The 14,394-nt window shown below is 50.9% G+C and carries 15 protein-coding genes and 1 pseudogene; 5 read left to right on the top strand and 11 right to left on the bottom strand.

Annotation, left to right across the window (positions count from 1 at the left end; translation table 11 throughout):
• The 5 genes and pseudogenes from ACRDCA_RS22800 to ACRDCA_RS22780 all read left to right on the top strand — a co-directional run.
• Positions 1-746, top strand: a 746-nt coding sequence (locus tag ACRDCA_RS22800) for a hypothetical protein (protein WP_438691562.1), incomplete at its 5' end; no start/stop codon positions are given.
• Between the two features lie 68 nt (positions 747-814).
• Positions 815-2,716 (top strand): TolC family protein, encoded by a 1,902-nt coding sequence (locus ACRDCA_RS22795; protein WP_438691561.1) that lies wholly within the window; start codon positions 815-817, stop codon positions 2,714-2,716.
• 6 nt (positions 2,717-2,722) lie between these two features.
• On the top strand, positions 2,723-5,002 hold the full coding sequence (locus ACRDCA_RS22790) for a type I secretion system permease/ATPase (protein ID WP_438691560.1): 2,280 nt from the start codon (positions 2,723-2,725) through the stop codon (positions 5,000-5,002).
• Positions 5,003-5,006: 4 nt separating this feature from the next.
• On the top strand, positions 5,007-6,278 hold the full coding sequence (locus tag ACRDCA_RS22785) for an HlyD family type I secretion periplasmic adaptor subunit (RefSeq protein WP_438691559.1): 1,272 nt from the start codon (positions 5,007-5,009) through the stop codon (positions 6,276-6,278).
• 164 nt (positions 6,279-6,442) lie between these two features.
• A pseudogene (locus tag ACRDCA_RS22780) lies at positions 6,443-6,588 on the top strand (transposase domain-containing protein); the annotation flags it as partial.
• A gap of 119 nt (positions 6,589-6,707) precedes the next feature.
• Here the strand turns inward: ACRDCA_RS22780 and ACRDCA_RS22775 are convergent.
• The 11 genes from ACRDCA_RS22775 to ACRDCA_RS22725 all read right to left on the bottom strand — a co-directional run bounded on the left by ACRDCA_RS22775 (position 6,708) and on the right by ACRDCA_RS22725 (position 14,234).
• The gene (locus ACRDCA_RS22775; RefSeq protein WP_438691558.1) at positions 6,708-7,694 is read right to left on the bottom strand and encodes a glutathione S-transferase family protein; all 987 of its coding nucleotides are present in this window, start codon (positions 7,692-7,694) and stop codon (positions 6,708-6,710) included.
• A gap of 72 nt (positions 7,695-7,766) precedes the next feature.
• Entirely contained in the window at positions 7,767-8,162 is a 396-nt protein-coding gene (locus ACRDCA_RS22770) for a DoxX family protein (RefSeq protein WP_438691573.1), read from the bottom strand.
• 278 nt (positions 8,163-8,440) lie between these two features.
• Positions 8,441-8,728, bottom strand: a complete 288-nt coding sequence (locus ACRDCA_RS22765) for a YqjK-like family protein (protein WP_438691557.1) — start codon at positions 8,726-8,728, stop codon at positions 8,441-8,443.
• Entirely contained in the window at positions 8,706-9,125 is a 420-nt protein-coding gene (locus tag ACRDCA_RS22760) for a phage holin family protein (RefSeq protein WP_438691556.1), read from the bottom strand. Before ACRDCA_RS22760 ends, ACRDCA_RS22765 begins: the two co-directional genes overlap by 23 nt.
• Before the next feature lie 2 nt (positions 9,126-9,127).
• On the bottom strand, positions 9,128-9,433 hold the full coding sequence (locus ACRDCA_RS22755) for a DUF883 family protein (protein WP_025120023.1): 306 nt from the start codon (positions 9,431-9,433) through the stop codon (positions 9,128-9,130).
• 163 nt (positions 9,434-9,596) lie between these two features.
• A complete protein-coding gene (locus ACRDCA_RS22750) occupies positions 9,597-9,968 on the bottom strand; it encodes a DUF1090 domain-containing protein (RefSeq protein WP_438691555.1) in 372 nt (123 codons plus the stop codon).
• 188 nt (positions 9,969-10,156) lie between these two features.
• Positions 10,157-10,531: an EnvZ/OmpR regulon moderator MzrA gene (gene mzrA / locus ACRDCA_RS22745; RefSeq protein WP_438691554.1), complete on the bottom strand. Its 375-nt coding sequence runs from the start codon at positions 10,529-10,531 to the stop codon at positions 10,157-10,159.
• Positions 10,528-11,202, bottom strand: coding sequence for a DedA family protein (locus tag ACRDCA_RS22740; protein ID WP_438691553.1), 675 nt, complete (start codon positions 11,200-11,202; stop codon positions 10,528-10,530). Before ACRDCA_RS22740 ends, mzrA begins: the two co-directional genes overlap by 4 nt.
• A gap of 200 nt (positions 11,203-11,402) precedes the next feature.
• Complete coding sequence (locus tag ACRDCA_RS22735) at positions 11,403-11,852, bottom strand: hypothetical protein (protein WP_438691552.1); 450 nt, start codon at positions 11,850-11,852, stop codon at positions 11,403-11,405.
• A gap of 188 nt (positions 11,853-12,040) precedes the next feature.
• The gene (gene exuR / locus ACRDCA_RS22730; protein ID WP_438691551.1) at positions 12,041-12,817 is read right to left on the bottom strand and encodes a transcriptional regulator ExuR; all 777 of its coding nucleotides are present in this window, start codon (positions 12,815-12,817) and stop codon (positions 12,041-12,043) included.
• A gap of 118 nt (positions 12,818-12,935) precedes the next feature.
• On the bottom strand, positions 12,936-14,234 hold the full coding sequence (locus ACRDCA_RS22725) for an MFS transporter (protein WP_438691550.1): 1,299 nt from the start codon (positions 14,232-14,234) through the stop codon (positions 12,936-12,938).
• Positions 14,235-14,394: the final 160 nt, after the last annotated feature.

The following is a 14,394-nucleotide window of genomic DNA, read 5'->3' as shown; positions in this document are numbered from 1 at the left end:
TCTATGCACAGTACTTTGACGCGCAGGGTAACAAGGTGGGTCAGCAGATGCAGATCAACCAGTTGACCTACGGTAATCAGGTGGAAGTGGATGCGACCTTTATCGAAGGTGGGCAACTGTACGTCAGTTGGACGGATAAGGGTGTCGGTGACGGTGCCGGCTCCGCCATCAAGGGGCGCATTGTTGACCTGGTTGAAACGCTTGGGCTGAGTGACGACGGCACCGGTGTTACTCACATTGAGTATCAACCTGCACAGTTCTACCTGAACGGTACTGAAGGTAGTGATGTGTTGGATGCCAGAGGCGCAGTAACCGTTAATGCCAAAGAGGGAAATGACACCATCTTCATCAATGGCACTAACTTCACCAGTATTCATGGTGGAAGTGGCAACGATATCCTGGTGTGGGATTCAAATAACAACTTCGAATTAGGGAGCGTATCTTCGAAAATTACCGGTGTCGAAACGATTCACATGGGGAATAACACCGCACAAACGTTGGTTATTAATGCAGGTGATGTTCTTGATATGATGAAAGATAATGGTGAAATGGGGACGGTTCTATACATTACCGGTGATGATGGTAACTCAAACGCTAATGGCGCTAAAGATACCGTCAGCATTGATAAATCTGTGTGGGATAGTTCTATTTCACAAACTGAAAATGGTGTTACCTATGATGTCTATGTTCATAATGATGATTCAACGATCAAACTTATGATCCAGCATGGCATGAATGTAGTGTAACAAGAAAGAAAGGCGGTGGCTTTGGCCACCGCCTGAAGTGGCTAGCGAGTTAATTTTTTAAGGGATCTATGAAACGGTATTTTCGCTTTAATATTTCTGCAATTGCATTGCAAAGAGTGATTATTTCATTGGTTGTCACAACGCATTGTATGAAAGCGAATTCAACCGAATTTATTGATATTATCCGGATGACGGCAGATCATCCCGCTATTCAAGCAGCTCAATCCGCTGCAGGTGCAGCCTCTTTTGATATTGATGTTGCAAAATCTGCGAGTAATATACAGTTTAGTGCTGGGGTCAGCTCCGTTGGGTATGCAGGGCAGCCGGGAAACGAGAGTAACCTGGTGTCTCCTCATATCAATATCAGCAAGGTGTTATATGACCATGGGCGCACTGATGCCATGGTCGATGGCAAGGAAGCTGAATATCAAATGCAACGTGCCCAAATCATGGTGACGCGAGAAAATATCAATCAGCAGGCGTTATCACTTTTCACGACGGCGGTGAGCAATGCCAAAGTAGTTGAAATCCTTGATCAAGAGATAGAAACGCTAAAAGATTTACTGCAAAGGGTAAAAACCATTGCGAGTATTGATCCTGGCCGCGCCTCTGAAATCAATCAGGTGGCAACCAGGCTAAGTTCGGTGATTGCCAGCCGTGAAGCGAGTAATACCTCACAACAGCAGGCGTGGACACAGCTTTCGTTGTTACTACATAAATCTATTACGTTAACTTATGAGCTTCCCGATTTAAAAAAAGCAGGCTTGTTACCTGCCGATCTTAATACGGCGGAGAGCGTCCTGATGGAAAGCCCCTCCTTTGTGGCGGCACGTTATAAACGGGATGCCGCAGCGGCAGCTGTCCAGGTTGCCTCAAAATGGAATCGCCCAAAATGGGGGGTTCAACTTACGCTTAATAGCCCCCGTACCAATGGGGAAATGGAACCTTTCAAGGCTGCAACCGTGCAAGTCAGTAGTGATCTTAATCTTTGGGACGGTGGAGCGGGTTCTGCCACATTAAAGGGTGAGACTCAGCGCCTGTCATCGGCAGAGCAAGAGATGGAGGCGACAAGCAGGAACCTGAAACAGCAGGTAGAACAGTTATGGATCTCTATGCCTTTGCGGGAGCAGCAGATGAATGCGCTGTTACAGCAATCAAATTCGGCACTTAAAACCTGGCAGGCAGGGGAAACACAATTCTTTGCGGGTAAGAGGCCTCTTACCGATCTTATATCATTCGCTACTGATTATTATTCCAGCTTGGCAAGCTATGAAGAACAAAGGATACAGTATTTAGCCACCCAATGGCAGGTTGTAGCCGCATTGGGTAAACTCAGCGATCTGAGCAATAAAGTAAAATCATTGCCAGCCAATAAATTACTATTATCCGCTAATTATGCTAATACGTTGAAAGATAACACGGTTCCTGCAATAAATAATGAGGGTATTACAAATAAGACGTTTGCTGAAAATTCAAGCATACAATTTAAAAATGATGTTGAGAATTGGAAACAAAAAGTTTCACAGGTTTCACCACCGATTATACCTGCCAAAAAACAGGAGGTTCTTGCTAGCTCTTCTCGTCAGGTGAATAATTCGCTAGCAAGTCATCAAGGTCTCCCTGGATTGCAGTGGGAAACAGTGGCGAATGGAAATGAAAAACCAGCAGGAACCAAAAGAGTAGACGCTTCAGTGTCTGCTTCATTTTCACAGCCAAAAAGCGATTCTCGTACAGAAAGCTTCACGAAAGAAGTTTCTCGTGATTCGGTCGCTGTAAATACCTCAGGTGCTTCAGTGGCCAAAGAGCCCTCGGGTGGACTTAATGATTTACGTGATTTTCCTTGGTTGACGAAGGCTGATGAAAATAAAGGTGCGGTAGACGGTAAACCCCAAGGCTCGACAACTGAGAATAGCACATCTAATGAGCCATCATGGATGACCTTTGTAAGAACGCATGAATTTAAAGAGTAAAGAGTAATGTTCAATTCAGGAAAAAATGAAGATGGCTCAACATCAGACGGTACAAGTACATTGCATCAGATTGGCGACATCGGTCATTCTGAAAATAAAGCTAATGATCAATCATTGATATTATCATTACAGAGCATTCTACGCTTACTTGATGTTCGCCTTACAATTAATGAAATCAGTTCTGGTATGCCGCCTTGCCCTGGCAAGGATTTACCGCAAGAGCAAAATGAATGGGCCAGACAAGTACTACAAGGCCGAGGAATGGTCGCAGTATGGCAAAAAATAAGCCTGCAGGATGTCAAATCCTTTTTGTTACCTGCGGTAGTTCGTCTGGGCAATAGCTTTATAGTGCTTACCCACCACGATGCAAAAGCATGCCGTATCATTGCACCAGAATTAGGGGCTCAACCGGTTGAAATTGATACTGAAACATTAGTGAGAGATTATGCGGGCGAACTGCTGTTGATTCGCCCAAAATCCTTTATGGATCATCGTTCTGATGATTTGGTGAGGGTTGGCCCAGAGCATTGGTTCTGGCACACGCTTTGGAGTTTTAAGCGTTATATTCTTGAAGCCGCAGCACTGTCCGTCGTGATCAATGTGCTGGTGCTGGCGATGTCGATTTTCACCATGACAGTCTACAACCGTGTCCTGCCGAATCAGACCTATGTGACTTTATGGACGCTGGCCATTGGTGTGACTATTGCTTTGTTTTTCGAACTTGGCGCCCGAATTGCCCGCGCCTGGATCACCGATCGTGCTGGCAAGAAAATAGATCTTCTATTAGGTGCGCGCATCTTTCGTCATGTGCTTGAAGGGAAAATGGAAAACCGGGCACAGTCTAGCGGTGCTTTCGGTAACATCATGCAAAGCTTTGAGACAGTACGCGATCTGACAACTTCCGCTGCCTTGACCACCTTTGCCGATCTTCCCTTTGTGTTTCTTTTCCTGACGGTAATTTACTTGGTTGCAGGGCCTCTGGTTTGGTGCGTCATCCTGATCCTGCTCGCCATTACCTGCATGGTACTGCTCATGCAGATCCCTCTGAAGCGTCATGCGGAGGAGTCAGTAAAAATCGGCAGCAACCGATATGGGCTGGTCATTGAAACGCTGGATAATATTGAAACAATCAAAGCACTGCGCGCTGAGAACCTGGTATCTGCCAAACATGATATTGCCAGTGTGAAGCTTTCAGATGTCTCAATGAAATCACGTTTCCTGGCAACGGTCGGATCCAGCATTATTCAGGCTACCCAGCAATTTGGTACGGTATTGTTACTGGTATGGGGGGTCTACCTGGTCGGTGATGGGATTGTCTCCATGGGCGGTATTATTGCGACCATGACGCTAATGGGGCGAGCTGTGACACCGATTGCCACCCTTGCCGCTTTAGGATTGCGTATTCAGCAGGCTAGAACTTCTCTGGATATTCTCAATAAAGTCATGCTAACGCCAACGGAACATGCACAAGGGAAAATCTATGTTCAGTTACCTCAGGGGAGCAAAACCGAAATAATCTGCCGGGATTTAACGTTCACCTATAAAAAAGAACTGCCAGCCGTGACTGAACGTTTGGACTTGCAGCTTAAACATGGTGAACGGGTCGCTATTCTTGGCAAAATGGGGAGCGGAAAGTCTTCACTGCTGCGTCTTTTGGTTGGCCTCTATCAGCCAACAGGGGGAGAAATTACTATTAGCGGTGTAGATATTCGTGAAATAGCTCCCGCGGAGTTACGTTCAAGAATCGCTCTTGTTAATCAGGAGCCCCGCCTGATGTTTGGCTCAATGCGTGACAATCTATTGATGGGGGCCCCACACGTCAGTGACGATGAAATGATGAAAGTAGCCGAGATGACAGGTGTCAGCAGCATAGTGGCGCGCCATCCCATGGGGTTTGGTATGCCTATTGGCGAAAGGGGCGAAACATTATCCGGGGGACAAAAACAGGCCATTGCCTTGGCGAGAGCTTTATTAACGCAACCTGATGTTTTGTTATTAGATGAACCGACTTCCGGAATGGATATGGGATCGGAACGTATGGTGCTGCAAGCATTAGTGCCTGCAATGGAGGGAAAAACCGTGGTGATCGTGACGCATCGACCCGCCATTTTAAACTATGTCGACCGAGTTATTATTATGGACGAAGGATTGAAGGTTGCTGATGGTCAAAAAGATGAAATTGTACGAATGTTAAATGAAGGAAAGATCCCGGCAGCATCGGTGATACGCGCCGCATCAAAACCTGAGGTCAGGGTAGGTATTGCACCGATGGATGGCAAGGAGTAAAAGGATGTTTAAGGTTGATCGAGAAAAAAACAGAACCCGGGCAGATATTTCACGCACGGATGTTGAATATCAATTTGGTCATGTTACTGCAAGTGAAATAGTGAGGGCGGCAAGCCATGATCGATGGGATGGCTGGCTTTTTATCGCCTGGGGTTGGGTAGCGTTGATTGTCGTCGTCATGGTGTGGTCTGCCAATTTTGATATTGAAGAGGTTACCACGGGTTCTGCGAAAATCGTGCCTAGCTCCCGGGAACAGGTTCTGCAAAGTCTGGAGGGGGGGATTTTGCAAGAAATGTTGGTTCATGAAGGGGATACCGTTGAAAAAGGGCAGATCGTTGCCCGAATAGACCCTACCCGTGCGCAGGCGTCGTTCCGAGAAAGTGCTAACCGCATACAGGCCCTGGAAGCTCAAGTTGCCCGCCTTAGGGCGGAGACATCTGGCGAAGCTCTGGTTTTCCCCGCAGAGGTACTTGAATTACCTGAGTTGGTGCAAAGGGAAACCGAAGCTTGGAAATTGCGAAAGCGTACACTTGATGAATCGGTGTCTGGCTATATTAAAACAAAGGCATTGATTGAAAAGGAATTAAAAATGGCCAGAGAGTTGGCCGAGAAATCCCTTTTATCCTATACGGAGGTATTAAAGCTGGAACGTCAGGCTAATGATGCCGAGTTGCAAATTACTGAACGTCGTAACCGTTATCGCAATGAAGCTAATGACGAACTGTCTAAAGTTGAGGTTGAACTGACCAGTCTTCAGGAGACGGCTCTGGGGAGGCACGATACCTTGGAGCGTACCGAACTTCGCTCTTCAGTGCGGGGTGTGGTCAACAATATCCGAATAAATACCATTGGTGGTGTTATCCAGCCTGGAGCCGAGATTATGGAAGTGACGCCGCTTGACGATCAATTGCTTGTTGAAACAAAAATCAAGCCTTCAGATGTCGCTTTTTTAGCCCTTGGGCAAGAAGCCATGGTCAAGCTCTCTGCTTATGATTATTCAATATATGGTGGGCTTAAGGGACGGGTAGAAAATATCAGCCCGGGCGCATTGAAGGATGAAGATGCTAAAGCCCAGCGAGGGGCCGGTATGGATGATACTTATTATCGTGTAATGGTGCGCACGGAAAGCAATACGCTAACCAAACCCGGCAGCAAGACACTTAAGGTTATTCCTGGTATGACAGCCACTGTGGATATTCAAACGGGTCAGAAGAGCCTATTGCAATATTTAATTAGGCCTTTGCTGCGTGTTCAAGAGGCATTTAGAGAGAAATAAAGTATTAGGCGAAGCAGACGCGCTACAGACAACACCAGAATTGCCCAGATGCGTTTGCTCCGTTTTATAGTGCACCCGTTCAAGGTGGCGGTACGCTCAATACTTAGAGGTATTAGCGTAGACCTGCGTGATCATGCGTTCGTGGGGCCTAAGGGCGAATTTTCGGCCAGAATATTGGCAGGCTCTTTGCCGGGTCGTTGCGTGCCGGGCAGCGAATGGCATCTATCCTGAACCTGCTGGAAACCGCCAAGTTCAACGGCCATGATCCTTATGTCTGGGTGCGAGATGTATGACCCGTTTGCCGACCTGACTCAACAGTCGGCTCAACGAACTGCCACCTTACGCCGAAAATCACTTCAACTAATTACCCCGTCAGCTTATTACATTATTTAATCACACAACACGAGTTCGCCGTTCGGTGCCCTACAATCAACCAAAACGTACATCGCGGCCGTGGGGTTCATCCAGATCCTGCGCCGGGCCGATTGAAACGATCCCGTGCGGATTGATGGTGGCATGGCTGCGATAGTAGTGATTGCGGATATGCGCCATGTCGACCGTTTCGGCGATCCCCGGCATCTGGTAGATATCGCGCAGGAAGCCGTACAGGTTGAGAAAGTCGCTGATGCGGCGTTGGTCACATTTGAAATGGGTCACGTAGACCGGATCGAAACGGATCAGCGTGGTCCACAGGCGTAAATCGGCCTCGGTCAGGCGATCGCCAGTCAGATAACGGTGCTGGCCAAGGATCTGTTCCAACCGTTCCAGCGAGGCAAACACGCCGTTCACGGCTTCGTCATAGGCATCCTGGCTGGTCGCAAAACCGGCCTTGTACACCCCGTTGTTCACCGAGTCGTAAATCCAGCCGTTGAGCGAATCGATCTGTTCACGCAGTTCCTGCGGATAGTAATCCCCAGCCCGTGCGCCTACGGCATCGAATGCATTGTTAAACATGCGGATGATATCGGCAGATTCATTGCTGACGATGGTCTGTTGCTGTTTATCCCACAGCACTGGCACGGTAACGCGCCCGCTGTATTGTGGATCGGCCCGCAGATAGAGTTGGTAAAGAAAATCAGCGTGATACAGCGTGTCACCGGTGGCCGCAGGGAAATCCTGGCCGAAGGTCCAGCCGTTTTCCAAAATTAGCGGATGCACCACGGAAACCGGGATGGTGCTCTCCAGCCCCTTCAATTTGCGCATCAGCAGGGTACGGTGCGCCCAGGGGCAAGCCAGCGAAACATATAGATGGTAGCGATCTTGCTCGGCCTTAAAACCCGCTTTGCCGTGTTCTCCCGCAGTACCGTCTGGCGTAACCCAATTGCGAAACTGAGAGGTTGAACGCTTGAAACGGCCCCCGGTGGATTTGGTGTCATACCAGGTGTCTTGCCAAACGCCATCAACGAGTTGTCCCATGAGATCCTCCAATGTGTCTGAAAAAGTCAACAGGCCCGGCATGGAGCCGAGCCTGTTGGCGATATTATAAGCTTACCACTTTTTGTTCAAAATGCGGTCAATGCTGAAGCCGCCAGGGCCGGCAATCGCCAGCACGATGAAGCCACCGGCAATGGTCAGGTTTTTCATAAACATCAGCTGGTTCACGCCTTCGGCAAAGTTAGTGTGGAACAGCAGTGCGGTCAGGATGGTAAAACCGGCGGTGAACAGTGCCACGGTACGGGTCAGGAAACCGAACAGGATTGCCAGGCCACCGCCGAACTCCAGCAGGATGGTCAGTGGCAACAAGAAGCCAGGTACGCCCATCGCTTGCATGTACTGTTGGGTGCCAGCATAGGCATCACCCATTTTGCCGTAGCCTGCAACGATAAACAGAATTGGCATCAGAACCCGTGCAACCAGCAGACCTGTATCTTCTAATTTTTTCATCATTAACTCCAAAAAGTGTTGTGGCTTGCCAATCTTGGCATTGGTACCGCCAAGGGGGCTGTTGCCGCCATGACTGGTTGATGGAGTGAATGTTAGACGGGAATGATGCGGGTTGTTAGCAAGTAAAATTGTCGAACTTTTTCAAAAAATATGAATATTGGTCGCGCGGTGAAAATTTATTAAAATCATGTGTTTATGTTTTTAAAACCGAGGGTGGAACAAAAAACACGCAGATTGACGAGGCTAGCAACGGTATAATTGAACCTTTACCAGTGGGGTTATTTCTTGGCGAGGGCGTTACGGATTAGACGAACTGTGCCCCAGACGCTGAGTGCGCGCCGTGACCAGCGGATCAACTTACTGGGATGGCGTATACCGTACAGCGCAATCACGCTGGAACCGATAGCCATATATTTACGCAGCCCATACAAAGTCTGCCAACTGCGATCGAAGGGTTCAGTCTTTTGCAGCCATTGGCTTTTGTTGTCGGCCAGATCCAGACGTTGCTGCTGGATCTGCCGGATAAGTTGCTCTTTTCTGCGTTCACGGTACTGGCGGTGATTCATGGCTCTCCTCCAGTTCAGCACGATCAAGTTCCAGTTGCTGACGTGTTGCCCCTAACAGTGTCGAACGGCGAGCCTTGGACAGCGTCCAGAAGATCCCCACAACGGCCAGGAACAGCAGAACGGCGGTAGTTGTGCCCAGCGCCATCAGGCGATAAGCGGGGTCGATGGCCCAGAAGATCAGGATTAGCAGGCTCATCAGGCCGAAGGCGGTAAACAGCAGGGTAAGACCCGCCATCATCAGCAGCTGAATGAGGTTGGCTTTCTCCTCTTCCAGCTCGATAACGGCCAGACGCACCCGGGTTTCCACCATGCCGACCATAATGGTGACAATCCGTTGGGCGATATCCAGGACCCCTTTCCCGGGGCCCTGTGCGCGCGTTTGCGGCTGCTCTGCCATAATCAGCGGCGCGCGAGCAGAACGCCTAACACCACGCCAACCGCAGCGCCGATACCGATACCGGTCCACGGGTTTTCACGTACGTAATCATCGGCCTGACCAGCCATCTGCTTGGTTTGGTGTGCCAGTTTGTCACCGGCATCGCTCAGGCGGGCACGGGTTTCTTTCAGTGCGCCTTCGGCCTTGGAACGCAGTTTGTCCAGTTCAGCTTTAGGTTTATCGGTGGAAGAGTTCAGCACTTCCTCCAAGGTATCGGCCAGGGACTTCAGTTCAGCGCGTAAGTTTTCTGCATTTGAATCATGTGCCATTTCGATAACTCCTTAACATTAACTTCGACAGACTTTTAACATAGCGGATTTATTCACTTAAGCAAAGGTTTATACCCGGAGGATATCCCTAATCATCAGCGGGATGGCTTATGAAAATCCCGCCAGATGGGCCTCTAAACGATAAATCCGCTAATATAAAAAATTATTCGGCCTGCGCGGCTTTCAACTCAGCCTGGGCTTCTGCCAGCTTTTTCTGCTTGTTGGCGATTTTATCCGCCTTGCCGGTTTCCTGGGCCTCTTTCAGCTCCTGCTCACGCTCGGCAACTTTTTCCTGCTTGTCTGCAATGGTCTTCTGGCGATCGGCCTGTAAACCGGCCTCGGTGCAATGGGTTTGCACTTCGCTCAGGGCTTTCTGCAAGCCTGCCACGCGGTGGCTGTTGCCATGCTTAGTGGCATAATCGATCTGGGTCTGGATCTCTTGGGCCTTGCTGGCACAAGTCTCGACCGCTGCCTGTGAAAGGGCAGAAAAAGCGAACAGTGGGATGGCCAGTGATAAAGTGTGGCGTAATTTCATAATTTCAATTCCTTAATGCTGGGAGACAACGGTGTTGCTCCCGGTTTCCTGCTGCCCAAGGGGCAGTGCGACAGGTGGCCTACGCGGCTGACCCATGCTGATAATTAGCATAGTCACAAATTGCGTAGAACCCCAAAGATCCAATGATAATCGATTGAGAGTGAGATAATGTCTTAAATGAGAACGAATTATCCCAGATCAAGGGGGGCACGTGTAAATTTACGTACCCAGTAGCCGGGGAACTGGGGGTCGTTCAGGGCAATCACATAGCCAGGGGGCAGGATATTTTTCAGGGCTTCGCGGGCTTGTAGTTGCTGTTCAGGAGTATCGAGGCGGATCACCAGCCCATCGCCCTCTGGCGTAATGCTTTTGATGCGGATGCCACGCTCATCCAGCCGCTGATAGACAAAAAAACCATCCGGCAATGATAGGCCCTGGTGAACCGCGTGGATGCGCAGTTCGCTTTCCGTACGCAGGATGTACGGCAGCAGCACGGTGGCCAATGCCAGCAATAGCACTGAAAGCATCAGCGCGTATTGCCAGCGTGAGCGTTTGGCTTTCACGCGTCTTTCCCTGCGCGGTCAGCGCGCTTTTTGCGCCACAGCACCACCAGAGAACCGACCAGCCCAACAACCAGCAACACCAGCGGCAGCATCATCAGGCCAAACATCAACTGGTCTTCATACTTGCGGAACATTGGGGTTTTCCCGAGGGCAAAGCCGACCGAGACCAGGATCAGCACCCACAGCAAACCACTCACCCAGTTAAAGAACTGGAAGCGTGCATTGCTCAAACCTGACAAACCGGCAATGGTCGGCAACAGCGTACGCACGAAGGCCAGAAAGCGGCCAATCAACAAGGCCGACAGGCCATGGCGGTGGAACAGTTGGTGGGCGCGCTGATGGTAATGAGCCGGCAAATGAGATAGCCAACTCTGCACCGTTGGCGTATTGCCGAGCCATCGACCCTGGATGTAACTGACCCAGCAGCCCAGGCTGGCCGCGGTCGTCAGGATCAGAATGGTCACCGGGAAGTTCATGGTGCCTTTGGCGACCAGTACGCCGACCAGGATTAGCAGGCTATCGCCCGGCAGGAAGGCGGCGGGCAGCAGACCATTTTCCAGAAATAAAATCATAAATAGCAGAACGTACAGCGTCCAGACCAACGAGGGGTTGGCCAGCGTTTCAAAGTCTTGCTGCCATAAGGCATCCAACAGTTGCTTAATGATATCCATCCGGTGTTCCTAAAAACGTCATTGTTTATTTCGTTCAGCGACCGGGCGGCGGTAAGCTCACGAAGGGCCCTGGCTGCTGAAGATGATGATCGGTGTTGCTTTATTCTTTGGTTCTATACCCGTCGTCTTTCAAGTTGCAGCGTTGTTATCTGCACTTGCTGCAACTTGAAATCCATAGGGTAAAACGGGGCGACACCGGATCATGAGTGATACGTTAGCGAGCCACGGTAAAGCATGTTGCTTTCTTTCCAGCCCCCAAGCCGGCTTTGCTGCTGTGGGAAATCCAGCGTCCAATTGACCTGCCGCAGCCGGTTGGGGGCTGGGTTATCTGCCTGCCGTTGGGGCCGCAGGTGGTAGCCCAGATTCGTTGCTAAAGTATAGGCCGGAACTGACTGGGGCGGGGTCTGCAACGCGCTGAGATAGGAATGCATCCGGGGCAATGACAGCAGTAATTTGCCGAGGGGTTTGCGGCGGAGTTCACCGTGTGGACGGTAATCCTGATCGTAGGGGGAAACGACGTGCTCAGCAAAGGGTACCTGAACACTTAACGCGGAGGCTAAGACTAAGGTTTGTGATGCATACAGCTTTGGGCCGGAAACCGAAGCGGTCCAGCAGAAAAGAGCAATAAGCATGGCAAACAACCAGCGCATGTATTCGCGTTCCGCCCCCAAAGTCAGTCGATAAAAAAGTGGGCTAACTCTACCAAAATAGCATGATTGGCAACAGGGAAATCTACGTGGCCACAGGGGAAATATCACGCAGCGGGCGGCGATACTGGGATCGATTCAGCCGTTTTTACAATACCTGACATTCGGCTTCATTTGCTGCTGGCCAAAAGCTATTTGGCCGTGGTGGTCACGTTGTCCAGATGGATCACCGGATTCTCGGCAAAGAGATAGCGATCGGCGTTGTATTCGAAATCGTCGGTGGTGGCATTGAACAGCATTTGCTTGGTGTTTTCCAGATGCTGCCACATGGCCAGTTTGGCTCCGTGCGGATCCTTACGTATCAGAGCCTTGAGGATCTCATCATGATCGTCACACCAGCTGGCAATGGAACGCTCATCGATGTGTTCGTGCAGTTTGATCCAGTAAGGGTTACTGACACGCTGAACCCACATTTTTTCCACGATGGTGGCCATGGCGGCGTTCTGGGTGGCTAGCGCGACCTGCACGTGGAATTTGAGATCCCACTGCGAATCGCGGAAGCGATCCTCTTTGCGCGCCTGCTCCTGGATCTCCATCAGTTGAACGATATCCTGTTTGGTCACCTGGGTGGCGGCGAACTCCGCGATGTTACTTTCGATCAACTGGCGTGCCTGTAGCAGCTCAAACGGTCCGGAGGTGGCAAATTCAAGGCTGTCACCAGGGATTACCAGGTGTTTTTGTTGGTTGGAGATCACGTGGATGCCCGAACCTTTGCGCACTTCTACGTAGCCTTCGACTTCCAGCATGATGATCGCCTCACGTACTACGGTACGGCTCACGTTCATCTCTTCAGCGATATAACGCTCGGCTGGCAGCTTCTCCCCGACCGGGTAGACTCCGCCCTCAATGCGCCGTTTGAGTTCGGCGGCCAATTGCTGATAAAGGCGTCTGGTTTCAGTGAATTCCATAGTGAATGCTCGGCGGTAGAAGGGCGTGTTGCCATAAGACCTGTTATACCACTTATCGGCCGTAGCTGCTAGCGAGTCAGATGTGAAAAGCCCGGCTGCAAGGCCGGGCTGTGGTGGATTAACTGTTGGCTTCTGCCGTTTGCAATCGCTCCTGTTCCAGCTCGGAAACCGGCTTGTTTTGCAGCACGGTCCAGATCACGATGGCGGCCAGAATATCAAATACCGACAGCGCGGCGAACAGCGGGCTGAAGCCCATGGTGTCAGCCAAAGCACCGACCACCAGAGCGAACATGGTGCTCGCCGTCCAGGCGGCCATCCCGGTCAGCCCGTTGGCGGTAGCGACCTCGTTGCGGCCAAAGACGTCTGACGAGAGAGTAATCAGCGCACCGGACAGCGCCTGGTGGGCAAAGCCCCCGACGCACAGCAGGGCGATGGCGACGTACGGGCTGGTGAACAGGCCGATCATGCCAGGGCCAATCATCAGCACGGCACCCAGGGTGACGACCAGTTTGCGTGAGACGATCAGATTGACGCCAAAATGCTTTTGGAAGAATGGCGGCAGATAGCCGCCCAGGATGCAGCCGAAATCGGCGAACAGCATCGGCATCCAGGCGAACATGGCAATTTCTTTCAGGTTAAAACCGTAAGCCTTGAACATGAACAGCGGGATCCAGGCGTTGAAAGTTCCCCAGGCGGGTTCTGCCAGAAAACGCGGCAGCGCGATGCCCCAGAATTGACGGTTACGCAGGATCTGCCAGGCAGACATCTTCTTGGCGTTGGTAGTCTGGTGATGCGCTTCCTGACCATCGAGGATGTAATCACGCTCGGCGGTACTGAGTTTCTTCTGGTCTTTCGGGTGTTTATAGAAGATCAGCCAGCAGATGGCCCAGATCAGGCTCAAGACCCCGGTAATGATAAACGCCATTTCCCAGCTGTGGGCCACAATCGCCCAGACCACCAAGGGGGGAGCGAGCATCGCGCCCACGGAGGAGCCAACGTTAAAGTAGCCCACGGCGATGGAGCGTTCTTTGGCCGGGAACCACTCGCTACTGGCTTTCAGGCCTGCAGGGATCATGGCCGCTTCGGCCATACCGACCGCACCGCGAGCCATCGCCAGACCGACCCAGCTGTTAGCCAGCGCGGTACCCATACAGAAGATGGCCCACAGAATGGCAAACATCGCATAGCCGATTTTGGTGCCGAGCACGTCGAGGATATAACCTGCAACGGGCTGCATCAGGGTATAACAGGCTGAATAGGCGGCAACAATATAGGAATATTGCTGAGTCGTGATCCCCAGCGAGCCTTCCAGCGAGGGTGCTGCGACAGACATCGCATTGCGGGTCAGATAACCGAGCACGGTGCCGATAGTCACCAGGCCGATCATATACCAGCGTAAGCCTTTAATTTTACGCATCCCAACTCTCTCCCAGTCTTAAAATTTCGGCCACTGGCAAGCCCGTGGCGGTCTTTGGTCATGGTGTTGCCGGTATATCGCTTTCCGGCGCCGCCCAGCGCATTGCCATGGTGCGTGATTGATAACCGTTGGCAAGGTGGCGAAAAGATAACTTGTCATA

Source organism: Serratia sp. (in: enterobacteria) (genome assembly GCF_051654945.1).
In the GTDB taxonomy this organism is placed as follows: domain Bacteria; phylum Pseudomonadota; class Gammaproteobacteria; order Enterobacterales; family Enterobacteriaceae; genus Chania.
Note: the sequence above shows the minus strand (reverse complement) of the source record. Positions and strands in the feature narration are given on the sequence as shown.